At 66.7% G+C, this 22845-nt stretch carries 27 protein-coding genes; 18 read left to right on the plus strand and 9 right to left on the minus strand.

Annotated features, from left to right (window positions below; translation table 11 throughout):
• Positions 1-9 precede the first annotated feature (9 nt).
• Positions 10-168, plus strand: coding sequence for a hypothetical protein (locus PX52LOC_RS40405; protein ID WP_168218929.1), 159 nt, complete (start codon positions 10-12; stop codon positions 166-168).
• Between the two features lie 136 nt (positions 169-304).
• Here PX52LOC_RS40405 and PX52LOC_RS11815 read toward each other — a convergent pair whose 3' ends face one another.
• From PX52LOC_RS11815 to PX52LOC_RS11825, 3 genes are all read right to left on the minus strand, one after another.
• Positions 305-919: a GNAT family N-acetyltransferase gene (locus PX52LOC_RS11815; protein WP_149110290.1), complete on the minus strand. Its 615-nt coding sequence runs from the start codon at positions 917-919 to the stop codon at positions 305-307.
• A 59-nt stretch (positions 920-978) separates the two neighbouring features.
• Complete coding sequence (locus PX52LOC_RS11820; protein ID WP_149110291.1) at positions 979-1275, minus strand: hypothetical protein; 297 nt, start codon at positions 1273-1275, stop codon at positions 979-981.
• Between the two features lie 122 nt (positions 1276-1397).
• Positions 1398-1886 (minus strand): DUF2314 domain-containing protein, encoded by a 489-nt coding sequence (locus PX52LOC_RS11825; RefSeq protein ID WP_168218930.1) that lies wholly within the window; start codon positions 1884-1886, stop codon positions 1398-1400.
• 460 nt (positions 1887-2346) lie between these two features.
• Between PX52LOC_RS11825 and PX52LOC_RS43815 the strand changes: the two genes are divergently transcribed.
• The 5 genes from PX52LOC_RS43815 to PX52LOC_RS40410 all read left to right on the plus strand — a co-directional run bounded on the left by PX52LOC_RS43815 (position 2347) and on the right by PX52LOC_RS40410 (position 8294).
• Positions 2347-3612, plus strand: a complete 1266-nt coding sequence (locus PX52LOC_RS43815; RefSeq protein ID WP_168218931.1) for an RNA polymerase sigma factor — start codon at positions 2347-2349, stop codon at positions 3610-3612.
• A gap of 332 nt (positions 3613-3944) precedes the next feature.
• Positions 3945-5777, plus strand: a complete 1833-nt coding sequence (locus PX52LOC_RS43820; protein ID WP_390637536.1) for a WD40 repeat domain-containing protein — start codon at positions 3945-3947, stop codon at positions 5775-5777.
• 174 nt (positions 5778-5951) lie between these two features.
• Entirely contained in the window at positions 5952-6599 is a 648-nt protein-coding gene (locus PX52LOC_RS42435) for a hypothetical protein (protein WP_246173701.1), read from the plus strand.
• An 80-nt stretch (positions 6600-6679) separates the two neighbouring features.
• Positions 6680-7984, plus strand: a complete 1305-nt coding sequence (locus tag PX52LOC_RS11840) for a hypothetical protein (RefSeq protein WP_149110294.1) — start codon at positions 6680-6682, stop codon at positions 7982-7984.
• A 148-nt stretch (positions 7985-8132) separates the two neighbouring features.
• The gene (locus PX52LOC_RS40410) at positions 8133-8294 is read left to right on the plus strand and encodes a hypothetical protein (RefSeq protein ID WP_168218932.1); all 162 of its coding nucleotides are present in this window, start codon (positions 8133-8135) and stop codon (positions 8292-8294) included.
• Between the two features lie 389 nt (positions 8295-8683).
• Here PX52LOC_RS40410 and PX52LOC_RS11845 read toward each other — a convergent pair whose 3' ends face one another.
• The 3 genes from PX52LOC_RS11845 to PX52LOC_RS11850 all read right to left on the minus strand — a co-directional run bounded on the left by PX52LOC_RS11845 (position 8684) and on the right by PX52LOC_RS11850 (position 9807).
• On the minus strand, positions 8684-9244 hold the full coding sequence (locus tag PX52LOC_RS11845; protein ID WP_149110295.1) for a TapB family protein: 561 nt from the start codon (positions 9242-9244) through the stop codon (positions 8684-8686).
• 30 nt (positions 9245-9274) lie between these two features.
• A complete protein-coding gene (locus PX52LOC_RS43285; protein ID WP_261368395.1) occupies positions 9275-9406 on the minus strand; it encodes a hypothetical protein in 132 nt (43 codons plus the stop codon).
• 77 nt (positions 9407-9483) lie between these two features.
• Positions 9484-9807 (minus strand): hypothetical protein, encoded by a 324-nt coding sequence (locus tag PX52LOC_RS11850; RefSeq protein ID WP_149110296.1) that lies wholly within the window; start codon positions 9805-9807, stop codon positions 9484-9486.
• A gap of 264 nt (positions 9808-10071) precedes the next feature.
• Here PX52LOC_RS11850 and PX52LOC_RS11855 point away from each other — a divergent pair, with 264 nt between their 5' ends.
• The 8 genes from PX52LOC_RS11855 to PX52LOC_RS11885 all read left to right on the plus strand — a co-directional run bounded on the left by PX52LOC_RS11855 (position 10072) and on the right by PX52LOC_RS11885 (position 14474).
• Entirely contained in the window at positions 10072-10653 is a 582-nt protein-coding gene (locus PX52LOC_RS11855; RefSeq protein ID WP_218575337.1) for a sigma-70 family RNA polymerase sigma factor, read from the plus strand.
• A 24-nt stretch (positions 10654-10677) separates the two neighbouring features.
• Positions 10678-10923, plus strand: a complete 246-nt coding sequence (locus PX52LOC_RS41940) for a sigma factor-like helix-turn-helix DNA-binding protein (protein ID WP_218575339.1) — start codon at positions 10678-10680, stop codon at positions 10921-10923.
• A 175-nt stretch (positions 10924-11098) separates the two neighbouring features.
• The gene (locus tag PX52LOC_RS42440; protein WP_246173702.1) at positions 11099-11719 is read left to right on the plus strand and encodes a hypothetical protein; all 621 of its coding nucleotides are present in this window, start codon (positions 11099-11101) and stop codon (positions 11717-11719) included.
• 84 nt (positions 11720-11803) lie between these two features.
• The gene (locus tag PX52LOC_RS11865; protein WP_149110297.1) at positions 11804-12145 is read left to right on the plus strand and encodes a hypothetical protein; all 342 of its coding nucleotides are present in this window, start codon (positions 11804-11806) and stop codon (positions 12143-12145) included.
• Positions 12146-12348: 203 nt separating this feature from the next.
• Complete coding sequence (locus tag PX52LOC_RS11870) at positions 12349-12684, plus strand: hypothetical protein (protein ID WP_149110298.1); 336 nt, start codon at positions 12349-12351, stop codon at positions 12682-12684.
• Positions 12685-12759: 75 nt separating this feature from the next.
• Positions 12760-13212 carry an SMI1/KNR4 family protein gene (locus PX52LOC_RS11875; protein ID WP_149110299.1) on the plus strand — a complete coding sequence of 151 codons (453 nt, stop codon included), beginning with the start codon at positions 12760-12762 and terminating at the stop codon, positions 13210-13212.
• A 110-nt stretch (positions 13213-13322) separates the two neighbouring features.
• Positions 13323-13880 carry a hypothetical protein gene (locus PX52LOC_RS11880; protein ID WP_149110300.1) on the plus strand — a complete coding sequence of 186 codons (558 nt, stop codon included), beginning with the start codon at positions 13323-13325 and terminating at the stop codon, positions 13878-13880.
• Between the two features lie 348 nt (positions 13881-14228).
• Positions 14229-14474: a hypothetical protein gene (locus tag PX52LOC_RS11885; RefSeq protein WP_149110301.1), complete on the plus strand. Its 246-nt coding sequence runs from the start codon at positions 14229-14231 to the stop codon at positions 14472-14474.
• 306 nt (positions 14475-14780) lie between these two features.
• Here the strand turns inward: PX52LOC_RS11885 and PX52LOC_RS11890 are convergent, their stop codons facing one another.
• The gene (locus PX52LOC_RS11890) at positions 14781-16622 is read right to left on the minus strand and encodes an ATP-dependent nuclease (RefSeq protein ID WP_168218933.1); all 1842 of its coding nucleotides are present in this window, start codon (positions 16620-16622) and stop codon (positions 14781-14783) included.
• A 771-nt stretch (positions 16623-17393) separates the two neighbouring features.
• Positions 17394-17732 (minus strand): type II toxin-antitoxin system PemK/MazF family toxin, encoded by a 339-nt coding sequence (locus PX52LOC_RS43825; protein ID WP_149110303.1) that lies wholly within the window; start codon positions 17730-17732, stop codon positions 17394-17396.
• Between the two features lie 76 nt (positions 17733-17808).
• Between PX52LOC_RS43825 and PX52LOC_RS11900 the strand changes: the two genes are divergently transcribed.
• Together PX52LOC_RS11900 and PX52LOC_RS11905 are read left to right on the plus strand one after the other, a co-directional pair.
• Positions 17809-18940, plus strand: a protein-coding gene (locus PX52LOC_RS11900) for an IS3 family transposase (protein WP_390637529.1) whose coding sequence is annotated in 2 segments (ribosomal slippage) — positions 17809-18090 and positions 18092-18940 — 1131 coding nt in all. Because the reading frame shifts where the segments join, the coding sequence is not laid out codon by codon here.
• Between the two features lie 137 nt (positions 18941-19077).
• Entirely contained in the window at positions 19078-19389 is a 312-nt protein-coding gene (locus tag PX52LOC_RS11905; RefSeq protein WP_149110304.1) for a plasmid stabilization protein, read from the plus strand.
• 147 nt (positions 19390-19536) lie between these two features.
• Here PX52LOC_RS11905 and PX52LOC_RS11910 read toward each other — a convergent pair whose 3' ends face one another.
• A complete protein-coding gene (locus PX52LOC_RS11910; RefSeq protein WP_149110305.1) occupies positions 19537-19890 on the minus strand; it encodes a winged helix-turn-helix transcriptional regulator in 354 nt (117 codons plus the stop codon).
• 106 nt (positions 19891-19996) lie between these two features.
• Between PX52LOC_RS11910 and PX52LOC_RS11915 the strand changes: the two genes are divergently transcribed.
• The gene (locus tag PX52LOC_RS11915; RefSeq protein WP_246173704.1) at positions 19997-20554 is read left to right on the plus strand and encodes a TIGR03067 domain-containing protein; all 558 of its coding nucleotides are present in this window, start codon (positions 19997-19999) and stop codon (positions 20552-20554) included.
• A gap of 52 nt (positions 20555-20606) precedes the next feature.
• Positions 20607-21329, plus strand: coding sequence for an ISAs1 family transposase (locus tag PX52LOC_RS11920; RefSeq protein WP_168218934.1), 723 nt, complete (start codon positions 20607-20609; stop codon positions 21327-21329).
• Positions 21330-22845 lie beyond the last annotated feature (1516 nt).

Raw genomic sequence — 22845 nt, forward strand, 5'->3', positions numbered from 1 at the left:
TTGTCGATTATGTCCGCCGGCCGGGCGTCGAGCAACTCCGCCAGATCCCCTTTCTTCGCCTCCGGGGCGAGCCACTCGCCGAAGTCGTCGGGGTGCAAGGTGACCGGCAACTACGAGCAGATAGCCGCGAAGATCGTGCTGCAAGTGCGGTTGCGGAAGTCGCCATAGGGCGCGAGTCAAGCCGCCCTCGCCGCCGGCCGGGTGAAAGTGCGGGCGGCGGCAGGCGCCGGGAGACGCGAAGTAATCGCATTCCAGATGGGTCGGCGCTACAGGGGGCGATGTGCGCGTCTGGCCGAGCAACCGGTCAATCAGGCGTAGGGTTCGGGGTAGGCACAGAACCAGTGCCTTGTTCCAGCCGCGATCGCAAGACTGCCCGGACCGACGGCCACTCCGCGGCCACGATGCTGAACATCACGCTATCCCGTACCCGTCCCCCTTGCGATATCATGTGCGACCGTAGCACGCCCTCCCGCACAGCACCGAGCTTGGCGATGGCCGCCTGCGACCGGGCGTTCAGGACGTCCGTCACGAGCGCGACTCGGTTGACCCCGAAGGCCTCGAAGGCGTGGGCCAGCAGCAGGAGCTTGGACTCCGGGTTGACGGCCGTGGCCCAAACGTCTGGGTGATACCAGGTCGATCCGATCTCGACGCGCCGGTGCCGCGGGGCCAGGTCCAGGTAGCTGGTGCTGCCCACCCACCGGCCGTCGGCCGCCCGGCACACGGCGAATGGCACCCGCCGCCCGGCCGCCCGCTCGGCGAGGGCGTCGTCAAACCACGGATCGAACCCCGGTCCGGACGCGCGGGTCAGGGTGTGCTCCCAGATGCGGTCGTCACCGGCCGCTCGGCGCAATGGCTCGCGGTGGGCTTCGTCGAGCGGCACGAGCCGGGCCCATCGGCCGGTCAGCGGCACTACTTCCATAACGCTCGCTCCTCCTACCGAGACCGTGAGTTGTTTTCGTTGCCAGAGAGAGCAACAGGTCAGGATGATGTCGGGTTCGGTGCAGCGCCTGGGTCGGCGTCCGGACACGCCAGCAGCGACTCGCCCGAGCGGAAGAAGTCTGCGATGACTTGCCGGGTGAACGGCCACCGCGAGTCGTCCGCCCCCCAGTCGTCTTCGAGGAACCCGATGATCTCCGCCGCGGACCACGGGCCGAGCGAGGTCATGTAGTCGTCGTAGGCGTCCTGCACATCCCGCCACGACTCGTACTTCTGGCGGTCGAGAAGCATCTGCGACCGGCAGTAGACGATGTGTGCTTCTGGTGCGGCTTCGTCCATCGGAAGGCTACTCTGAAAGAACGACCCCATTCACCAGCCCGGCGGCAGTCGGTGACTGTTACCGTCCCAGAAACAATTCATGTGGCCGGGGCCGGTACATCGCCTGGTCCGGGGTGCCTTTGCTACCAGAACCGCCACCACGGACGTTCGGCCGCCTGCGGTGCTAGAGCCGCCTCACCGCCCGAGGGGGCGGGGTTGCCCTTGGACTCGACGCCCTGCACCCCGCCACACAACGGGCAGAAGCTGGTGAACATGCTCATCTGGGCGTCCGCCGGCGTGTCCGGGAATACCGCCCGGATAAGGTCCGAAGGGGCGTCGAACAACTCCGAGAAGCCGCACTTGCGGCACGGGTGGATGACCCACGCCTCACGCTCTCGAAGGTACTTGTCCGAAGCCATAACGGGGAACTCGGCCCCGTCCGCGACCACGAACTTGATCTCGCTGCCCTGGCGGACGCTCCGCAGGTTGTGGGGTTGGTTCAGGACACGGCCGCGGAACACCTCGCCGTCCACGCCCGTGACGGTGACCCACACCGCCTCGGCCGGATTGCGGGACAGGCGCGGCCCGCCGTCGTGAACGAATACCTGGAGGTCGTCTGGGTGGTCCGGCATGAACCGGCCCTTGAGCTTCGCATGTTCTCGCCACTTGCTTCCCACCGCGAAGCCCTCCGCCGCCGAACAAAGCATTAGACTGCGCCAGCGCATGATAACACCGGCACGACATTGGACCTCACCGGCGGCCGCGGGTCAAGAGATCGGGCGGAGGGCCGGCGCGTCATTGGGTGGAAAGGCGGTCACCCCACCCACGCCGGCACCTGTTTCTCCGACCGCTTCGCCCGCACCGCGCTCCACTTCCGGCCGATCTTCGCCGCGAGTTCCTTGTCCGGCATCGTCCCGAGTCCGGCGGGCCCCGCGTTCGCCCGTCCGGCCGGGGTTCAGAGGATCGGGAGGGTGACACGGCGGTCGTCGCGAATTTGGGAAATTCGTGGGCGGTTCTTCGCCCGCGGGGCACTCTCTCACATCCTTTTCGCCGACCGGTAGGATGGTAGCACGAGAATTCCGAGGGCGTTCGATGGCTCGGTCCGACCGCGATGGTTCGCCCAAACCCCTTCGCCTCGCCCGTGTGGTCGGCGGCGACCCGACCCCGGACGCCGATCTCCTCGCCCGGTTCGCGGCGGCCGGCGACGGGGCGGCGTTCGCCGCACTCGTCGAGCGGCACGGGCCGATGGTCCTCGGCGTTTGCCGGCGGGTGATCGGCGAACACCATGCGGCCGAGGACGCTTTCCAGGCCGCCTTCCTCACGCTGGCCCGGAACGCCGGCCGGGTCCGCGATCCCCGGGCCGTCGCCGGGTGGCTGTACGGCACGGTCGTCCGCGTGTCGCTGAAGGCCCGCGGCACGGCCGCCCGCACGGCCGCCCGCAAGGTCGCCCGCAAGGCGGCGACCGAACGGGCCGCGCCACTCCGACCGGGGGGTGACCCGTTGGCCGAGATCACCGGGCGGGAACTCGTCGCGGCCGTCGACGAGGAACTCGCACGCCTGCCGGAACGGTTCCGCGCCGCCGTCGTGCTGTGTTGCCTGGACGGGCTGTCGCAGGCCGACGCGGCCCATCGCCTGGGCTGTTCGCCGGGGGCGCTGAAGGGGCGACTCGAACGCGGCCGCGCCCGCTTCGGGCCGGCCTCGCCCGCCGCGGCCTCGCACTGCCGACCGTCCTCACAATCCTCGCGGCGTCGGACGCGACGGCCGTCGTCCCGCCGGCCCTCTTCGGAAGAACCGTCGACCTGCTCGGAGCGGGGCCGCTGCCGCCGGCCGTCGCCTCGCTCGCGACGGCCGCCCCGACCGCCCTGGGGACGTTCGCCGCCCTCGGCCTCGTCGTTCTCGCGTCCGGCCTGGCCGTGGCCCTCGGCGGCGGCGACCCGCCGAAGGCCGACCCGCCGCCCGCGGCCGCGGCAACGCCCGCCCCTCGTGCGGACCGCTCCGGCGACCCGCTCCCGGCCGGTGCCGTCGCCCGACTCGGCACGGTTCGCCAGCGGCACGGGCGGGCGGTCGGCCTGTGGTTCACCCCGGACGGCAAGGCGGTCCGCGCGTTCGGCGACGGCCCGGCCGTCCGCACCTGGGACGCGGCCACCGGGGCTCTCGTCGACACCAAGTTCCTGCCGGTCGACTACCGCATCGACGACTCGCGGGCGAACTACCCCGGCGGCGCGGGCGGGTACTCGCGGGACGTGGCGAACGCCGTGTCGGGCGACGGCCGGGTACTGGCCACGCGGTCGGGCGGCTTCGACCGCCAGCGGTTCTATGACTTGGCCGACGGCAAACTCCTCGCGGACGTACCGGTGAACCCGCCGGCCTGGTCCGAGCACGCTGTCCTGTCCGCCGACGGGAGCCTCCTCGTCACGTGCGACTTCCCGCAAAACGGCCCGGGCGGCCGGTACGCCGTCCGGGCGTTCGACGTCCGGGCGGGCACGGTCAAGGTGCTGTTCCAGTCGGCCGACCGGTTCTGGTCGATCTTCCCCACCGCCGACGGCCGGCGGGTCGTGCTGGCCCGCACGACCCAGCGGGACGGCCGCGGGGCCGAGTGCTGGGACGTGGCGGCCGGCAAGCGGGTGTGGCAGGTCGACGGCGGGTTCCCGATGTGCGGCCTGTCGGACGACGGCAAAACGTTCGTCGGAATGGCCGGGGTCGGCACCGGCGTCCAGGCGTGGGACGCGGCGACGGGAATCCCGGCCACGGGGCTGAAACTGCCCGACCTCCGCGCCCTCGGCGACCTCCGGTTCCCGATCAGCCTGAACGAGACGCTCGTCGGCCTGCATGGGACGACGCTGACCCTGACGAGCAGTGCCGAGCGCATCGTCTGGGACGCGACCGCCGGGACGCTCGCCGGCCGGTTGCCGGGCGGGTACGGCCCGATCGCCGCGTCGCCGGACGGCAAGTCGCTCGTCACGGCCGGCGAAACGCTCCAGCGGTGGGACGCGGCGACCGGCAAGCCGGTGTGGCCGGACACCCGCGACGACGGCCACTCGGGGCTGGTCCGGAGCGTGCGGTTCGCGGCCGGCGGGCGGAAACTGTTCTCCACCGGCAGCGACATGACGCTGCGGGCGTGGGACGTGGCCACCGGGGCCGGCCGGGTTCTGGAGCGCGGCGGCCAGGGGTACGTCGTGCCGGCCACGCCGACCGCCGACGGGCGGTTCGTCCTGGCCCGGCGGGACGACCCGAACGGCCCCGGCGAGATCGCCGTCGTCGACGCGGCCAGCGGGACGACCGCCCGCTCGATCCGCCTCCAAGACGCGGCCGAAGGTTCGCCGCAATACGCCTTTCTCTCCCACGTCGGCCTCACCCCCGACGGCGGCACGGCGGCGGGCGTGGTGATGGTTCCCACGGCCGATGGGAGCACCGGTTACGCCGCCGCCCGGTGGGACGTGGCGACCGGCAAGTACCTCGGCCGGCGGTTGATGCCGGGCGTCGGCGGCTACCCCCTCTCCCCGGACCAGCGGTTCGCCGCGGGGTCGCAAACGCCCTACGATGCTTTCCTGTTCGACACGACCACCGGGGCGAGGATTCCCCTGACCCTCGACAACCGGGAAGTCCGCCGGCGGTTGCCCGTCGTCTCGCCCGACGGCCGCCTGGCGGCGGCCCCGACCGACGACGGCAGGACCCCGGCGGGCCACGCGGGCGTGACGGTCTGGGACGTGGCGACGGGGGCCAAACTGGACCGGCTGGCGGCGGCCACGGGCTTGGTCCGGTTCACGGCCGACGGCCGCGGCCTGATCGCGGCCGACCGGGCGGGCGTCGGCGTGTGGGACCTGGCCGGCGGCCAGCGGGTCGTCTGGCACCCGGCCCCCGCCGGCGCGCCGGCCGACGGGCGGGCCTTCGTCACCGCCTGGGACGCGACCCCGGACGGCCGCACGCTCGCCACCGGCCACGCGGACGGCACCGTCCTCTTGTGGGACGTCACGCCGCCGGCCCGCCCGGCCGCGGCCCCGCTCGCCGCGGCCGAGATCGGTCACCGGTGGGCGGACCTCGTCGGGACCGACCCGGCGAAGGCGTACCGGGCCGGGTGGGACTTGGCCGCCCGGCCGGGCCAGGCCGTCACGGTCGTGCGGGCGAACGTGTCGCCGGTGGCCGCCGCCGACGCGGAGGCGGTCGGGAATGCGGCGGCCGCCCTCGACGCCGCGGCCTTCGCCGACCGGGACGCGGCCGAGAAGGAGTTGCTCAAACTCGGCCCGGCGGCAGCCCCGGCCCTCCGCAAGTTGGTCGCGGCCACGCCCTCGGTCGAACAGCGGGATCGGGCGGAGCGGGTACTCGCCGCGTACGCCGACCGGCGGACTCGCGTCACCCCGACCGCCGCCGACGTGCCGGGCGTGCGGGCCGTGACGGCCGTCGAGCGGACCGCCACGCGGGAAGCCTTGGCGGTCCTCGACGCGCTCGCCGCCGGGGCGGCCGACGCCCGGCTGACGCACGAGGCGAGGGCCGCCGCCGATCGCCTCCGCCCGGCGGTGCGATAGCGGCTCGACCTCTGGACCGCTCCGCCGGGCCGATGCGCGGCCTTACCCTTTTACTCTTCTAGACGCCGATTAGAGGGGGCAGGCTCGGCATAAAAGGGGCAGCTTTCGCCCTGGCCGCAAATCACTCGATCCGAGGTGAGCGTCTGGTTATCATCGCTTCACGGAGGGCAGGCGATGACGGAGGATGATTGGTCGCTGGCGGGCGATCCAAAACCAATGCTTGACCACCTCAAGGGCCTCGCATCGGACCGAAAGCTCCGACTCTTCCTCTGTGGCTTTTGCCGCTCCGTGTGGGACCGCGTCCCATCGAAGCGGTCGCGTGCCGCCGAACTGTACGCCGACGGCCTCGTTTCCGAACGCGAGTTGGGCCGGGCGTATTCAATGGCGTGCGACGTGTTCGCTCAGGCCCGACGCCGACTCTTCGGACGGAGGGGGTTCGCATGGGCTGACAGAAAATCTGAGGAGTATGATCGGTTGGAACTGTTCGCAGAAGCCGCCTACTGTCACACGCCGATGCTGATCGGCCGATTAAAGCGTTGCACTCGACATTCGGAATTGCTAGTCCTCGCGCCAAACACCCTCCGCGACATCTTCGGCAACCCGTTCCGGCCGGTGATGCTCTCCCCGTCCTGGCTCACGAACGCCGCTCTCGGCCTCGCGGAAGGTATCTACGCCGACCGCGCGTTCGACCGCCTGCCCATTCTCGCGGACGCGCTGCAAGACGCCGGGTGCGAGGACGCCGGCATCCTCGCGCACTGCCGCGGCGACGGGCCGCACGTCCGTGGGTGCTGGGTCGTCGACGGGGTGCTCGGGAAGGGTTGAACGGAGCGGGGGGAGCATCGGCGAATCTCACCTCGACACTGTCGGCCGCATGGCGTCGGCCGTGGGATGGAATTTGGTCGTTGCGTGATGACGGGTGGCCGGATATCTTCAGACGGCTGGCTGCCCATGAGATGGTGTGGTTCGACCAAGTTCGCCGGGATCGAGTGTGGTCGAATGACCTCTCGGCCCTCACCACCCCGGTGGTGAGTCGTTCGAAATCAACGGCAGACATAGGACGAATTCCCATGATGCGAGACACCGCTGCCGCCGACGCCATGGGTGACGAGGGCGATCCGGAGGCGGACCGGCAACTGGCCGAGAATTTCGGCATGACCGTCAAGCAGGTCCGCGAGTTCGACCCGCAGACGTTGGACGTGGCACGCGCGTGCAAGTTCCTCGGGCTGCCCCTGAAGCGGTTCGAGCTCTTGGCCGCCCAATCCGGGTCACGCGCCCGTTGGGTCGAATCCGTCGCGCGCGAGAAGCGGGCCCTGATCGAGACGTTTCCGGTCGCCAGCAAGGATATGAAGGAGATGTTGGAGGCGATCCGGAAATTCGCCCTGCGGAAATGCTTGAAACCCGATGCCCGTCCGCAGGCCGACGTCGACAGAGGAGAGGACAAACCGAACGAGCAGTCGAAGTGGAACATCCTTACCATCGGGGGCACCGTCCTGGCCGGGGCAACCTTGATTCTGGGCACCGGGGCATATCTGCTGACGGCGCGAGACGTTCGCCCGCCGGTCGTCCCGGAGCGAATTCCCGAACCGCACGTTGCGGCGAAGGCACCCGCCAGCACCACGCCCGATTCCGGCGTCGTTGTCCCAGATGTTGTGGGTCGGCCCGCGCAGTCCACAACGCCGACCCCGGTGCCCGCCCTTCAGGTGGTATTTGCCAGCACCTTCGTGGAAGCGAAAAAATTCCAGTACATCTGGAAACCCAATACTTCCAATATGCTACCGCGTGGCATCCTCCCCAAGGGCGTGTGGGCCGGGTGCTACGACCCAAACGGTGGCGGAGAGTTTCGAATCGACACCATCGATGGCAAACCGGCATTCGGATTGGCCAGCCGCATCGCCCCCGGTACGGCTCAGCTCTCGATCAAGGCTGAAGAGTTGCCCGGCGGGTTGCAAGTCGGCCGCCGATACGCTCTGCACATCGAGTACCTAGTACGCGGCAAGCCTGGCTCGTCCATCGCGTGGCTCGATCCGAAGCACAATATCCACGCCCGCAAGGAACTCGATGGAACCGACGGGGAATGGAAAGTCGCCAGCCTGGCGGTCGAGCGAAAGGAAGGAACGCCCCTCCGGGCCAACATCGACACCACTCAGGTCACATCGGACGGCATGCTGTACGTACGTAATTTGTCTATCACGGTGGAGAGGCCGTAACCTGAGATGCCGGTTTCGACGCTGGTACATCGCCCGGCCTGGTCCCATCGAAACCGTGTGCCCACTCAGCCATCGCGACGCAGGCTGCACAGGTTCTTGGGCGGATTCGCGGATCGCATCAGATTGACTTGATCGGGAGGAAGGGTCCGTGCCGTTCGTCTTCGAGTTGAACTACCTCGACGGAGTGGGGCGAGAAGAATTGCTCCTCTGCACGGGTCGCAGCTATCGCACGTCGGACGGCTGCACGCAGGCGGTCGAGGAGCAAGCGGCATGGTGTGAGGTGTGCCGGCGAATCGTGCCGGCCGAGTAGCTAAGACCTTTGCCCGAGTTAGAGGTGGAATTGTCAGAATTGCAAACGGGCATCGGGCAACGGTGCGATATGCTCCGGGCATTGGGCATGCCCGTCGAGCGGGAGGTCGACGAGTTGGAAATGCGTTTGAATTGGCGTCGCCGCCGGAAGTCCTCGGCCCGCTGCCTGACCTGTGGGTCGGAAGCCATCTGGCCATTCCCCGGCGAAGGGAAGGTGGTGCACCCGGGCAACGGACGGCGAGTCGAGGTCCGTTGCCAAGATCGCTGCGACGCGGCCATCGTGGGCGCGATCTACTCTACGGAAGGGACGAGGCTTGACGCCCTCTGCGCAACCTCGGATCCCCCAGGGATTGACCGCTTGCTCGGCCAGGCATCCGGCCAAGTTGGCCTTCACTTGCCCGGCGTGAAGGACTTAAGCGTTCGCAAAATTGTCTCCGTCCCGTCGGCCGCCGTCCGCACCTTCTTCACCTCGCCGACGCCGGGGGCGTACCATTGAGTGATCCGCTCTCCATCCGCGGTCGCGACCCACGACACCTTGGCAGCCGTGTAAGTTCCGGCGGGAACCGTCACACGCTCCATCCCGACGAGTGTCCGCTTCCCGTCGGGCACGTCCCACGTGTCCCCGGCCTTCGCCCCCGCCTTCACCAGGCACACCGGGCCGCCCTCGCCGGACGTGGGCCGCGGTTGGGTCAGCCCGGCCGCCGACACGGTCACGGGCAGGTACGCCGTCGCGACGCCGTCCGACCGCTTGCGGGTGACGACCCACCCACCGTCACCCTTCTCGACTTCCGAGACTTCGACCGCTTCCTCTCCCTGGCCGTCGGGTCGTTCGTACACCCACTTGGCCCCGATCGCCGTGGGGAAGTAGAGCATCGCCTCCGCCTTTTTCGGCACCGGCGCGGCTATCACGAGCGGGGCCGCGGCGAACAGGACCACGAGCGCGCGAGACATGAGGCGTCCTCAGGGGCGGGCCGTGTCACGCTAACGCGCCGGCGGCGGGAGGGCAAGCGGCTGGTGCGGGCCGAGGTGCTCCGCGGCGGCGAAGTAGTCCTCGGCGTTCGCCAGACTGGTGCCGTCGGAGATCAGGTACACGCGGATCGCGTGCCCGAACACGCGGATGACGCCGTCCCGGAGCAGGTACGGGGAGCGGCCGTCCCAGTCGTCGGGCGCGCCCGAACGGGCTGAGAGGTCTAACTCGTGATCGGGCGGCGCAATGCGGCGATGATTTTCGCAGCCGTACTCCGCTTCATCCGGCCCGCAGCATCAACCCTCTCGATGAATTGGGCGTAGAGATCCCTTTCGGCCGTAGTCGCGGACTTTGGGGCGGCGAGCATGAGCAGGAAGTTCGCGAAGTTGACGTGAAAGCCGAAGTCCGGCGACGTCCGAGGTGGCATCTTGGCGAGAAAGGCACTCGCTTCTTCAAGGGTGGCAAGGCCGGCCACCCTGCCGCAGAACTCGTCCCACACCCGCGATGACTCGCGATTCAAACGATTCTCATCTTCGGCAGACATCATTCCCACGTCCGACTCCGGATTCGGTCAAGAGGGTGAAGCATAGGTCACTCTCGTCGCCGTGCAACACGAAGATGATCGGCACCCGACGGGAACGGACCGGAAAGTGCGGGGAGGTTGCTGGGGATTTGCCCCTGCGATCGGTTCCCGCACACGAGAATGTGTTGTCGGGACGCTCGAACTTGTTCTCCCGGTCGCCGTCTTGCAGAATGACACTTAGCCCGGCTCCATTCGACCGACTCCGCAACTATCCGTACTGAGGTCGCCATGGCCCCCACCGCTCGTGCCCTGTCGTCGTTCGGCCACTACCTCACCGAGACGCCCCGGACCCCGCTCCTCTCGCGCGCCGACGAGAAGGCGCGCGCCGACCGCGTCCTCGCCGGGGACGTGGAGGCCCGGGAACGCCTGGTCCGCGCCAACCTACGGCTCGTCGTCAACATCGCCCGCGGGTACGTCGGCAAGGGCGTGTCGATCGAGGACTTGGTGTCCGAGGGGAACATGGGCCTGCTCCGGGCGGCCGAAGGGTACGACCCGAACATGAACACGCGGTTCAGCACGTATGCGGCGTACTGGATCAACCAGAGCATTCGGCAGGGGATCATCAACACCGGCCGGACGATCCGCGTGCCGGCGTACCTGTCGTCGTTACTCAGTCAGTGGGGGCGAACGTCCCAGGCCATGGCCGAGGAGTTGGGCCGGCCGGCGACCCGCGAGGAAATTGCCGACCGACTCGACATGTCCCCGAAGCAGATACAGATGGTCACCGACGCTGTCCGCGTCGGGCGGACCCAGGCGGCCGGGGCGGCGGACGAGGACGGGACGGCGGCCACCGAAACGGTGGCGGACTAGCGGGCGGACGCGCCGGACGAGGCGATGCAGGCGACCGCCGATTTGACCCCCCTGACCGAGTTACTCGGCCGCCTTGAGGAGCGGGAGGTTACCGTCCTGCGGCTGCGGTACGGACTCGGCGGTCGGGAGCCGATGACGCTCAGGGAGATCGGTCGGCACGTCGGCCTGACGCGGGAGCGGGTCCGGCAGATCGAGGCGCATGCGATTGCCGTCCTCGGCGAGAGTCTCGATCCGACGAAGGTGAAACAATCTCGGTCATCGCCCACCTGATCGTTTCTCACGTGGTCCCGTGTGGCGCGGGTTGCTGGTCGGTCGCCGTGAGCGAAGTCACGGGGGGGCGGATGATGACGGAAACGGAGTGGCTCACGTGCGGCTCACCGATGGCCCTGTTCGGGCACATCGGGGGACGACGATCGACCGGAAACGGCGGCTACTCGGGTGCGCCATGGGACGGCATATTTGGCGGGCCCTCCGCGACGACCGGAGCCGGGCCGCCATCGAAGTCGCCGAGCGGTTCGCCGACGGGGCGGCCACGAAAGCCGAACTCGCGGCCGCAGAAGCGGGCGCCCGGGCCGTCATGGTGAAGGTTCGGAAGTACAACCGGCCCCGGAACCGTTACGAGTGTTTCGGCTCTGCCGTGAGCGTGTGGGCGGCCGGCCGAGCGGTTCGAGGGTGGACCGTGCCCGCGGCCGGCGGGGCTGATGGGGAAGGCGAACCGGTCGGCGGCCCGGCGACGGACGCTCCGATCTGGGAGGATGCCGCGGAAGCCATGAACCGAGAGGGTCACTCGTGGCACGCGGAACTGGGTTGGCAGTGTGCCGCTACCCGGTGCATTTTCGGCAATCCCTTTCGGCCGATTACCATTGGTGCCGCCTGTCGGACGAAGAAGCTCGCCAAGATTGCCCAAGCCATTTACGACGAGCGTGCCTTCGACCGGCTGCCGATCCTCGCCGACGCGCTGCAAGACGCCGGGTGCGAGGACGCGGACATCCTCGGCCACTGCCGGGGCGACGGGCCGCACGTACGCGGGTGCTGGGTCGTGGACGGCGTGCTCGGGAAGGGGTAAGGGGCGGGAGCTTGACGCACGTCCCTTGTCGCGGTCGAATGAGTCGTTTGGTGCTGTCCTGACATCATAAGAGGGCTCGACTGGATGACGCTGACCACCGAAGAGATGGGCGACATGCCTGCCGTGGACGCGGCGACCTTGGAAGAGGTGTTGTCGTCGGACTCGTTCGGCAAGTTCGCCGTCCTCAGCAAGTCGAGCAAGTCGTTCATCCAAGCCGGGAGCGATTGGCAGCCCGGTCCGGCGTGTGAAGCGTTCATCGACACCCACGGCTCGGACCCGTGGGTCCTGGAGTACCGGGAGCGGGGTCGCCAGTTCCGGGCCGTGGGGTTGGTCACGCTCGATCAGGTCCAAGCGGCGTTCCGGTCGTACCTCTCTGGCAGAGCGGACTGGCGCACCGGGTTCACATGGGGCAAGATCGAGGTGTGAGCCCCATCACCGATCCCGTCGCTGCCCGGGCTGCCCGTATCCTGACAGGTGCCCACTCAGCAACACGCGGGCCGGGTCGGTTATTGCGACCATTTGCTATGGTCGCTAAGCTTGAGGTATTGCCCCGTACAAGTTGGGCGGCGGAGGGCGGAGGGCGCATGGTGTGGCTGTCGCTGATTCGCCGACTACTGCGAGGGGTTACCGTGAGTGAGCGACGCCGGCGGCACGCCGAGTGTCTTGATGGCCGGCTGCCCACACCCGAACAGTACCGCCAGTTGATCGACTTAACAGCAGACGCCTTCACCGCAATCCGTTCCTTCTGCGATCAGCCGGTGGTCGTGTTCGCCTTGGCCGACGCCTTCCACAACCTACCGAGGATGGCGGTCGCCCCGGAGTATTCATGGTCGTGGGCGCTGATGTACTTCGAGCGGCTGGCGAGAGATCATCCGGAGGTTGGCGACTGGTACTTGACGGCATTCGACCGCATCATGGGGTTTGATGCCGAACCAGTCAGTTTGCCGGATCCACCTTCTCATTGACCGGTTGCTCTCTCTGTAACGCTGCCGGTCGAAAACCGCATGATGTCAGGCTGGGCAGGTGATGGGAGAGGGTGAATGATCCGCTTAGTTACTTCCGAGGATGCGTTCTCGCTTCTGGAAGTATTGCCGCGGTGCGCCGGCCTGACGGACGACGAGATCGACGGATGTGAGGCGGCATGCGGGGTGCCGTTCGCCCCAGACTTCCGACGCCTGCTCCGGGCCGCCGGTGGGTCGCTCGGATGGCTGTTCCCCCGCGGACTTGACCACCCCTCACAGATCGGCCGGTTGCGAGCTGAAGCGGCCGAACTGTTCGCCGAGTCGGGGTGGTCGCCCGGCCCCACGGATATCATCCTGTTCATTCACGAGCAGGGATGCGGGGCGGCACTCATCCGCGGTGACGGTCCGGTTTCGACCGTCTATCGGTACACTGAATGGGTCGCAGGGCCGGAAAACTCGGGGCTGACGCTCGGGTTATACCTCGCCACCGCCCTGACACGTCACCTTTCACCGGACTCTCTGCCTCGTTGACCTCTTGCTCGGCCAGACACGAACCGCTGCCCCGCACATCGTCCTTGCCCCACACCGGTCCGGCGGGTACGCTCATTTCCCACCGCCCTTGTCCGGCTTGAGGCCAACTCATGCTCCACGCACTGATGATCCTGCTCGTCGCCGCCCCGCTGACGGGGTCCGCCCCGCCGAAGGACGTCGATATGAAGCCGCCCCTGACGCTGGAGGCGAGCCTGAGTAGCCTGGGCGGCGACCGGGGAGGGCGGGCCTTCTTGAGTGTGCGGTTGGTCGCGACGGCGGGCGAGGCCGCGGTGATGACCGATCGCTTCACGGCGGTCGTCGAACGCACAGAAGCCAAGGCCACGGTCACGATCCGGCCGACCCAACGGAAGGACTTCCAAGGGCGAGCCGTCGTCCCGAGCGTGTCGACACTTGGCGTGGTGAACCTACAACCGAACGAGGTGGCGGCTGTCTCCGTGCCGACCACCGACGCCCCTCCGGGGGCCAACCCGAGCGTCAACAACCTCGATGCGGCGGTATCGGCGGCGGCCGCCGGGAAGCTCGAACTGACCGTCGTGTACGAGGTGCCGGACGCCTGGGCCAAGCGATTCGGGCTGACGGCCACCACGGTCAGCGGCGTGGCCAAGATCACGGAGCAGAAGGAGAAACCGGCGGCCCGACAACCGTAGCCATCGGAAGAGCGATGGTTGACCACTGGCGCAGGCCGGCCCCCAAAGTCGCGACCCGCTCGCCCGGGTCAGATTGGTGGCCGGGCGCGGACTGCGGCGGTTAGCCCCAGACTACAGGGGCAGGCACTCGCCGCGTACCACGACTGCGGCCGGGAGGAGGTAGGCCGAGCCCCGTCGTCGGGACCGCGGGCGGGCGGCGGAGTTAGGATAGCGGATCGGCCGGGCGTCGGTGGAGCGCAAGTCGATCGGGCCGAGTCGTTCGCTTGCGCCGGAACGAAATGGTCGGGGTGGTACGGTCGGGGACCACAGGCCGCAATTCTCGATCGCCGGCCTTGTCGGGAGAGGAGTATGGACATTTCTTGCATCGCCGACTTGCACGCGGTCGTCCGCGAGCACATGCCCAACACGGCGGAGGCCGACGTCGAGGAGTTCGCCGCCTTCCTCTGGGACGAGGGGTACGCCCGCGGCCTCCGGAGTGGGGACGACTGGGGCGGGTTCGTGGACACCCTCCCTGGTGACATGAGGGACTACCGCCGGCCCCGCCGCCGGCGGCTCGCGCCGTCCGGCTTCATTCGCCGGAGCGAAAGTCTGTAACTGCCCCCGCGTCAACACGGGCAACATTTCCGACCCGCCCCCGCCCCTTGACTCCCTCCCGCCCCCGCGGGATGATGCGCCGCACTTCAGGTGAGGGCGGGCCGATGCGCGACGGCAGGCCACAGACGTGATTAGTAACACCCCTCAAACCGACGTTGGGTTGCGCCGCTACGTGGCGTGGCCGTCCACCACGACGCCGGACGAGTGGGCATTCGTTCCCTCGCGATGCATGCCGCGACGGACCTTCAACCGTCCGCAGTTTTTATTGTTCCCCATGTGTTGGGGGCCGTCATCGATCCTTTCCGTTCAACTCATCAAGGCATAGTGGCTTTTATTCCAGCCGCGGATGCGTTCCGCGAGGCGATCGATCTGAGCCCTCAGGTCGAGAATTAAGAGCGAGTTTACGTTCATCTTTGCGGTGAACTCACGGGCGCACGAAACTTTGTCGTACGTTTTGGGAAACGACGTGTCGCGGTGCAGACACGCCCCGATGTGTTCACTGGCCCCGAAGGTGAGACTTTCAAGTCGGGCGTACCTGCCTCCTAACGCCTCTTGGATGCAGCCGACAGGCACATAGTTCTCGACCTCGCGGCCGGCCGTGAGCCAGACCTTGTCGCCCAGTTGCCGCATCGCCTCCCGCGTCGCCGCCTTGGTAGGAGGTACGCCTTCGTCCTCGTCCCGGTCGATAACTACGTGGTGGTTCGGGTTGATTCGGATGATCTCGATCAAGGACGCGACCCGCTCCCCGTCCGCATTGTCTGCGTCGGATGGCGGCACATCGTCGAAGCCGAAGTGTTTAATGCTACTCCCGCCGAGGAACGCAAACGAGAAGTGGAGGTTTTCGATCAACTGGTCGTCGACTAGTTTGAGCCACTTCAGCAGGTAGATGCGGTCACTCGGGCCTTCGACCCAGATGACGCCGTTGGTCTGCAACAGATCGCTCGCCGAGTAGCCGAGGTCCCGGAGTACGGACCGACCGTGGGCCGGGGAACTGACCCGTGCGACACGGCTCTGCCGGGTGTCGTGCTCGACGTGGTAGACGGCGACCTTCTCGGTCCCGAACTCGTCGAGCAGGACGTTGGAGTGTGTGGTGACAAAGTACAAGTTGTCCGTCTGCTCTCGGATGAACCGCAAGAAGTGCCGCTGCAAGTCCGGGTGCAGGTGCACTTCTGGCTCCTCCAGGTAGACGACCGACCGCGAGTACATGGCGAGGGCAGCGCAGAGGATGACGAGGTGGTGCAACCCGGTTCCGAAGTCCTTGAGTTCGCGCCGGAGGCCGTGCGATCGCAAGATCAGCACGTCGCTCTGCGGGGGAACCTCGATGGTCAACCGCTCGTCGCCGATGAGCTTGCGGACGAAGGTTTGCAACTTCACGAACGATTCTTCCTTCGTCTCCTCCCCGACCTCGGTGTGCTGCCGGTCCCTTAGGTCGCTGATGACGCCCGCGCCGTTGCAGACGATCACCGAGGAATGGGCCGCCCGGGGTCTTGTGTCACGCGGGGCGGAATCACCCCCCGTCGTCGGAGACGTGAGTTGCCGGAACACGGGGAGCATGAGCGACTGCTTGAACAACTCGGAGGCGGCTTCTCTCACCCTCTCGCGGACGGTCGCGAGGATGTCATTCGTTAGGTCCTGCGGAGAGCGGTACTGAGACGAGCGTTGCTTGTCCCTTGCCTGGACGATTCGTTCCCATTCCCGGAACCGCCGGCCGTCCCTGACCAACTCGTTCAGGTTGTTCGGGCTCTCGGCCAGCGAAGAATCCTTGCGGGCCGAGATGGGAATGCCGGTCGGGAACTTCGCCGCCAAGTCGGACGAGGCGTCCCCGCCCAACGCTAAGCCATCCAGCAGCCAGTCGTGATCGACGGCCAGGTGGAACTTCAGCTCCCCCTCCGTGTCGTGATGGCGAGAGAACCGTTCAACCTCCACATTCCGGGTCTTCTGGGAGGCGGCGAAAAGGTCGATCGCTTGGAGGACGTTGGACTTTCCAGCATTATTCTTCCCGACCAACAGGTTGATTTTCTTCAGCCCCTCCAGCACAAAGCCGTCCGGTCCGAAACTCCGGAAGTTCGACACGCCGATCCTCGACAGCGCACACCGCCCAGTCTGGGAGAGGAATTCGAACGGGGTCCGCGGAGTCTTCTCGTTCATGGCTTGTGCTCGTCCTCGGCGTTTCGGGGCAGGTTGAGAAGTCGTATTGCCCGTGATTCTTCGGTTGCTCGTTATGGTTAGCATCATGGCCCGCGACGCGACCGCCGTCAACGGTGTGGGCCTGGGTTGTCCCTCCGTAGCTATCACCGCCAGTGTGATCAAGTGTGCATTAATCTTCCCAGTGGGCGAGGGTAGCTCCCTCACGCCTCGCGGGTTCCGGCCGTCCTGGTGGCCGGAACTCGCGGGCACCCCACGATTCTCACCAGGAGTTGCCCATGTCGAACACGTCCCTTGAGGGGCTGGCATCGCCGCCGGTTCAGCTCATGCCCGGCGGCCGGGAAATACTCGCCAGCCTGCGGCCCGATATCAATCCCTGCTACGACGAGACCCATGTCCGCGTCTGCATCGGCAGCATCGCGTCGGACCTCCGGAACAACCATGTGCTGCTGGGAGCCGACTGTCGAATCGCCGACCGCGTGGCATCTCCCGTCCGGGCGCTACCGGTTGAGCCAAGACTTTCACCGAGTCGCCGGGGCGAAGATGGCCGGCCTCACGGAGTTAAAGTTCAAAGTCTACGACGGCACGGAAGACGAGTGCGCCATCGACGCCGCGGCCAGCAACCAGGGTCACGGCCTCAAGCGATCGAACGCCGACAAGCGGCGGTGCGTCGAGATGCTGCTGAAACTTCTCCCCGAACACGCCGCGAGTGTTATCGCAGAAAAGGCCGGCGTCAGCGGTGAGATGGTCGCGGAAGTCAGGAAGGCAGTGTTATCAGATTCTGATAACACTGCCCCCGCCACGGTCATCGGCAAGGACGGCCGCCGGTACAAGGCCCGGAAGCCGAAGAAGAACGGAAGGTCGCAAGAGGACAAGAAGTGCGTGTCGGCCGCCCGGATCGACCAGCACATTGCCCGGATCGTTTGCCCGATGCAGGTTGGTCGTGAGCGCGCACACGATCACCGTGGTGACGCAGGAGTGGTTGAACACATCGTCCTGCACGACCACATGCGGATGCGGGTTGCTTTGCTTCGTCCCCGCGACATCGGGAGCGACCCAGAAAACGTCACCGCGGTTGATCTTCTCCGCTGGTTCTTTCGCTTGCGTCGCCATGAATACGCACACCTTATAGTGGACCCCGAAACTGAGACCGCCAGGTAAGCTACTCTGGCGGCCCTCGGAGGTGGTCCTGATGACGGCGAAGCGGAAGACCCACACGGCGGCGTTCAAAGCCCAGGTCGCTCTGGCCGCGGTGAAGGGCGACAAGACGGTCAACGAGTTGGCCGCCCACTTCGGCGTCCACCCGACCCTCATCCACGGGTGGAAGAAGCAACTCCTGGCCGGGGCCGAGGCCGTGTTCGCCGCCGGAGCGAAGGCGGTCGCCCCCGGCGACGACCAGACACCCGCGCTGTACGAGCAGATCGGCCGGCTCAAGGTCGAGCTCGACTGGGTGAAAAAAAAAGCTGCGACGTTCGGTTGACGACCTGCGGCCGCTGATCGACCCCGGGCACGCCGACCTGAGCGTCCGTCGGCAGTGCCAACTGGTCGGGCTCGGCCGGGCCACGTACTACCGGGGGCCGGCCGAGGAGTCGGCCGACAACCTGGCCCTCATGCGGCGGATCGACGAGCAGTACACGGCCTGCCCGTTCTACGGCAGCCGGCGGATCGCCCGGTGGCTGGCCCGCAACGGCCACCCGGCGAACCGCAAGCGGGTCCAGCGGTTGCTCCGGGTCATGGGCCTGGAAGCCATCCACCCGAAGCCGAAGCTGTCGGCCGGGCGGGGCCACCCGGTGTACCCGTACCTCCTCCGCGGCGTGCCGATCGACCGCGTCGGGCAGGTGTGGAGTGCCGACATTACATACCTGCCGCTGCCCGGCGGGTTCATGTACTTGGCCGCCACCATCGACTGGTACAGCCGGTACGTGGTGGCCTGGCGGTTGTCGAACACGCTCGACGGGGCGTTCTGCCGGGACATGCTGGACGAGGCGTTGGCGGCCGGCACCCCGGAGGTGTTCAACACCGATCAAGGGGTGCAGTTCACGGCCGGGGCGTGGGTCGAGCGGGTGGAGGCGGCCGGGGCGCGGGTGAGCATGGACGGCCGGGGGCGGTGCCTGGACAACGTGTTCGTCGAGCGGCTGTGGCGGACGGTGAAGTACGAGGACGTGTTCCTGCGGGGATACGAGACGGTGACCGAGTTGGAGCGGGGGTTGAAGGCGTACTTCACCTTCTACAACGAGGCCCGCTTGCACCAGTCACTGGGGTACAAGACCCCGGCCGAGGTGTACCGGGCCGGACGGTCAAAAGAGCCGGCGAAGGAGTAGCTTAAATTCGTCGGTTTTTGGTCTCGCAAATGGGGTCCACTATACCTCTAGTCGCGCGACAAAACACCCGCCCCAGTGGCATCCTCGTTGCTGTGCAACAGGTACTCGCCCTTCACATAACATACCCGGAGGCAGTTATGCCACGTGGCGATAAGAGCAAGTACACGGATAAACAGAATAGGAAGGCCGAGCGCATCGCTGAAAGCTACGAATCGCGCGGCGTGCCCGAGGAGCGCGCGGAAGCAATTGCCTGGGCGACCGTGAACAAGGAAGACGGGGGCGGGAATAAGTCAGGCAGCGGGCGCGGTCTGCCGGACACGAACGTGTCGGCCAAGCGGGGCGGGAAGATCGGTGGGAAAAGCATCCGCGCGCGGACCCCGTCGCAACGCTCCGCGTCGGCGAAGAAGGCGGCGGCAACTCGCAAGCGGCGCACAGCCGCAGTAAAGTGAAACCAGCATCTGCGGGCGGTGCTGCCGGCGTGGTCACACCGCCCATTCACTTCTCGTCATGACATCGTGGCACGTCGCTAACTGTGCCTTCACCGGTTTCTACTCCGCGACGACGACAAGCTTTCAGCCAAGAGTCGAATCCGGCCCTCAGCCCTTCGGCTTCTTCCCCTTCTGTCCGTACCAGCGGTCGGCGATCACCACCAGTTCCTTGAGGACCCCGTCCAACTCCATCACCCTTTCCGTGAGCGAGTACGTCACCTGCGGCGGGACGGTCGGCTCGTAGTGCCGGTGTATCCAACCCTCGCTCTCAAGCATCCGCAGTCGCTCCGTCAGCGTCTTCGTGGAGATGCTGCCCAGTATCCGCTTCAGCTCGCCGAACCGTTTTGGCCCTTGCAGGTGGATCCGGTGTAGCAGGAGCATCGTCCACGGGCTGGACAGAATGCCGATAAGCTTGGTGAGCGGCTCCAACTCGTCACTCGCCTCCGATTTGTCCTTCGCCATACTTTACTCCGGTAAAGCTACTTCACTTGATGAGCCTACTTTACTTGAGAAACTGCGGCCGGTAAAGTTCCTCGACGCCTGATGACGGGCGGGAAACGAGGGCACCATGAACCGACTAATAATCGCGGCCGCGCTGCTCGGCCTCACCGCATTCGCCCCGGCCGACGAACCGAACGGCAATGCCAAGCAACAAGCGACCGCTAAGGCGCTGGAGACGTTCACCGGTTCCTGGGAGATCGCGAAGGTGACGCCGGATGGCGCAACGAAGGACGCTCGCAAGCTGGTGTTCAGGAAGGACGGCACCTACGCGGCCGTGGACACGGACGGGAAAGAACTGTGGGCAGGTACGTTTGAAATCGACCCGACAGCCAGCCGGAAGGTGTGGGATCATCGGTCGGACGACGGGAAGAAAAAGGGCACCGACGTGCTCGGCATCTACGAGCTGATCGGCGACGTGCTGAAGGGTGGCGTGTGTGGTTGGGCAGTGGAAGGGCAAGGATTGGACGGGGAAAGAACGTCCCAAGACCTTCGACCCGAAACAGGCAGATGTGGTGATCGAGCTGAAGCGGGTCAAGTGACCACCTCGCGGGAGACAGTCATGTCGGATTTCCAAGGCAAACGGGTGCTGGTGACCGGCGGCACCCGCGGCATCCTACCAATATGATCCGTCGGTACGCCGAACGCCTTCAGGAATCCGCCCGGAATTGATGGCCAACATGCCGAAACAGGACGCGCCCATCACCCGCTACTTCGCCGACCTGCCCGACCCCCGGATGGACCGGACCAAGAAACACTCGCTTGGCGACATCCCGGTGATCACCCTGTGTGCGGTGGTCGCCGGGACCGACTCGTGGGAGGAGGTCGAGGCGTTCGGGGAGGCGAAGGCGGACTGGTTGAGGACGTTCCTCGCCCTGCCGAACGGCATCCCGAGCCACGGCACCTTCTACCGGGTGTTCAGCCGGCTCGACCCGCAGGCGTTCGGGAAGTGCGTGGCCGACTGGATGGCCGGTGTGTGCGAGGTGGCCGGGCTACGGCACGTGGCCGTCGACGGCAAGGCGGTTCGGTCGGCACCCGAAGGGCACGTTCAGCGGGTGCCTGCACCTCGTCAGTGCGTGGGCCGCCGAGAACCGCCTGATCCTGGGCCAGGCGGCCGTCGCCGACGGGTCGCACGAGATCGCCGCCATCCCCGAAATCCTCCGGTGCTGGACCTCAAAGGGGCGTTGGTGACGATCGACGCCGCCGGGTGCCAGAAGGAGATCGCCAAACAGATCCGGAACCAGGGCGGGCATTACCTGCTGGCCGTGAATGGGAATCAGCCGACCCTTCAGGCGGCCGTCCACGCCGAGTTCGACTGGCTGATCGAGGCCGACTTCGTCGGGCTGCCGTACGACGAGGCCATTAGAATGCGTCGACTATCCGACAATGGCCAACCCGTGTGAAATCTCCTACGTTTTTGGGTCTGTCGATGCCCGATTCGATCTCCTCTCGCACGCCACCTTCGCCCTCGCCCGGGCTTCGGCGACTCACTCGGTTCGAGGACCTCGTGCAACTGTTCGCGTGGTGGGAAGGGAGTTTCGAACAACTCACATGTGGCCCATTCGAAGGCACACTCCTCGGGCGGCAGGGGGCAGGCCCCCCATGCATCGCGTTGCCGCTAACCAGTCGGTGCGGGTACGCGGCTGGGAGGGCCACGGGTTGGTCTCCATCTCACTCGTGTTGCCCGAGACGGCCGATTGCTTGTGGCAGAAGCGGCGGGTCGAAGCCGGGCGGTTGGTCGTTCGTGCCGGCTGTGTCGAGGCCGACCATCTGACGTCCCGACGTACCGCGAACATGGCGATCTCGATCAGGCGGATAGCGCACGTCCGTTCCAATGGCCGGGCAATCGAAATTCCCCCTTCGTGCCGTGGAGCCCGCGATACTAGCAGTCGCTCGTGAAGGGCCGTGGGGAAGTTCCGAACGGGTGAGACTTTGTTCGTAATTCGTAAGGGACAACGTCATGTTGGAAGGAAGGTCTGTCCATCCCATTGACCGCTCGGGTGGGAGGTTGACAGAAGGCTACCGGGAAAGACCCGTAACGCCAGCGGTATGTCCGACCGCGCCGGCGGATACAAGTCAAGACCCTGGGTGCGGACGTCTGGCGATCCGGTAGGTCGGCGACCGCGCCCACGATCACCCGCTCTTCCGCAACCGGTCGCGGGCTGAAGTTTGTTCGTAATTCGTACTCGGCCGGGGCCGGAAAGAAAGTCTGTCCACCTCCTTGGCCGCTCCATGTGGAGTGTGTCGAAAAGCCGCCAGGGAAGGACCCGTCAGCCCGGTCCCTCCCTGGGGCGTGGAAACCTTTAAGATCACTTAACGACCGGCCGCTCGCACTATTGCCAGGATGCCGGCCTTGATCGGGTCTGGCAAACACTCCCAGGCGTCGATGATGAAAGTGAGAGACGGGTCAAGCATGGCAGGTGCGCCGCTTTTCGCGCCGCCCGGGTCAAGAAGCTCTCTTTTTGAGGCGTTTTCGTGGGGAGTTCCAATCCCTCCCGCTCCGCTGATTGAAACACGTTGAGAATCGCGAAGAATCCCTGCAACACAGGCCGTAGAGGTGAATACCTCTGCGGCCTGTGTCATTTCCCGAGCAGACCTTTGGGGCAGCACGTGGCCTACGATGGGCTTACCCCCACCCGAACAATCCCCGGGAGGTGCAACATGGCCTGGCTCGAACACTGAGGTTCGCGGTTTCGGCTTCTCTTTCGCTTCAACCGCGAGCGTTACCATGTCAACCTGAAGGCCACATGGCCCCGCGGGAGGCCGAGAACTGCCCCGCATCACGTTCGCCGAGAAACTGGCGGCCGGGGTCGGCGTCCCGTGCCGCGTCTTCTCCATGTGCTGGCAAGACTCCGACGAGTGACGCCCGGCGATCTCGGCGGCGAACGGCCCCCTCAGCCGCCGTACAATCATTACTCC

Source organism: Limnoglobus roseus (genome assembly GCF_008254045.1).
Taxonomy (GTDB): domain Bacteria; phylum Planctomycetota; class Planctomycetia; order Gemmatales; family Gemmataceae; genus Limnoglobus; species Limnoglobus roseus.

Coding starts and splice junctions, on each gene's coding strand:
- PX52LOC_RS11815 (WP_149110290.1), bottom strand. CDS start 919: ATGGAAGTAGTGCCGCTGACCGGCCGATGGGCCCGGCTCGTGCCGCTC.
- PX52LOC_RS11825 (WP_168218930.1), bottom strand. CDS start 1,886: ATGCCGGACCACCCAGACGACCTCCAGGTATTCGTTCACGACGGCGGG.
- PX52LOC_RS11885 (WP_149110301.1), top strand. CDS start 14,229: ATGGACATTTCTTGCATCGCCGACTTGCACGCGGTCGTCCGCGAGCAC.
- PX52LOC_RS41940 (WP_218575339.1), top strand. CDS start 10,678: ATGCAGGCGACCGCCGATTTGACCCCCCTGACCGAGTTACTCGGCCGC.
- PX52LOC_RS11865 (WP_149110297.1), top strand. CDS start 11,804: ATGACGCTGACCACCGAAGAGATGGGCGACATGCCTGCCGTGGACGCG.
- PX52LOC_RS40405 (WP_168218929.1), top strand. CDS start 10: ATGTCCGCCGGCCGGGCGTCGAGCAACTCCGCCAGATCCCCTTTCTTC.
- PX52LOC_RS11875 (WP_149110299.1), top strand. CDS start 12,760: ATGATCCGCTTAGTTACTTCCGAGGATGCGTTCTCGCTTCTGGAAGTA.
- PX52LOC_RS11915 (WP_246173704.1), top strand. CDS start 19,997: ATGAACCGACTAATAATCGCGGCCGCGCTGCTCGGCCTCACCGCATTC.
- PX52LOC_RS11905 (WP_149110304.1), top strand. CDS start 19,078: ATGCCACGTGGCGATAAGAGCAAGTACACGGATAAACAGAATAGGAAG.
- PX52LOC_RS11910 (WP_149110305.1), bottom strand. CDS start 19,890: ATGGCGAAGGACAAATCGGAGGCGAGTGACGAGTTGGAGCCGCTCACC.
- PX52LOC_RS11880 (WP_149110300.1), top strand. CDS start 13,323: ATGCTCCACGCACTGATGATCCTGCTCGTCGCCGCCCCGCTGACGGGG.
- PX52LOC_RS42440 (WP_246173702.1), top strand. CDS start 11,099: ATGGGACGGCATATTTGGCGGGCCCTCCGCGACGACCGGAGCCGGGCC.
- PX52LOC_RS11890 (WP_168218933.1), bottom strand. CDS start 16,622: ATGAACGAGAAGACTCCGCGGACCCCGTTCGAATTCCTCTCCCAGACT.
- PX52LOC_RS11855 (WP_218575337.1), top strand. CDS start 10,072: ATGGCCCCCACCGCTCGTGCCCTGTCGTCGTTCGGCCACTACCTCACC.
- PX52LOC_RS11920 (WP_168218934.1), top strand. CDS start 20,607: ATGCCGAAACAGGACGCGCCCATCACCCGCTACTTCGCCGACCTGCCC.
- PX52LOC_RS42435 (WP_246173701.1), top strand. CDS start 5,952: ATGACGGAGGATGATTGGTCGCTGGCGGGCGATCCAAAACCAATGCTT.
- PX52LOC_RS43815 (WP_168218931.1), top strand. CDS start 2,347: ATGGCTCGGTCCGACCGCGATGGTTCGCCCAAACCCCTTCGCCTCGCC.
- PX52LOC_RS11820 (WP_149110291.1), bottom strand. CDS start 1,275: ATGGACGAAGCCGCACCAGAAGCACACATCGTCTACTGCCGGTCGCAG.
- PX52LOC_RS11845 (WP_149110295.1), bottom strand. CDS start 9,244: ATGTCTCGCGCGCTCGTGGTCCTGTTCGCCGCGGCCCCGCTCGTGATA.
- PX52LOC_RS43825 (WP_149110303.1), bottom strand. CDS start 17,732: ATGGCGACGCAAGCGAAAGAACCAGCGGAGAAGATCAACCGCGGTGAC.
- PX52LOC_RS11850 (WP_149110296.1), bottom strand. CDS start 9,807: ATGATGTCTGCCGAAGATGAGAATCGTTTGAATCGCGAGTCATCGCGG.
- PX52LOC_RS43820 (WP_390637536.1), top strand. CDS start 3,945: ATGGCCGGGGTCGGCACCGGCGTCCAGGCGTGGGACGCGGCGACGGGA.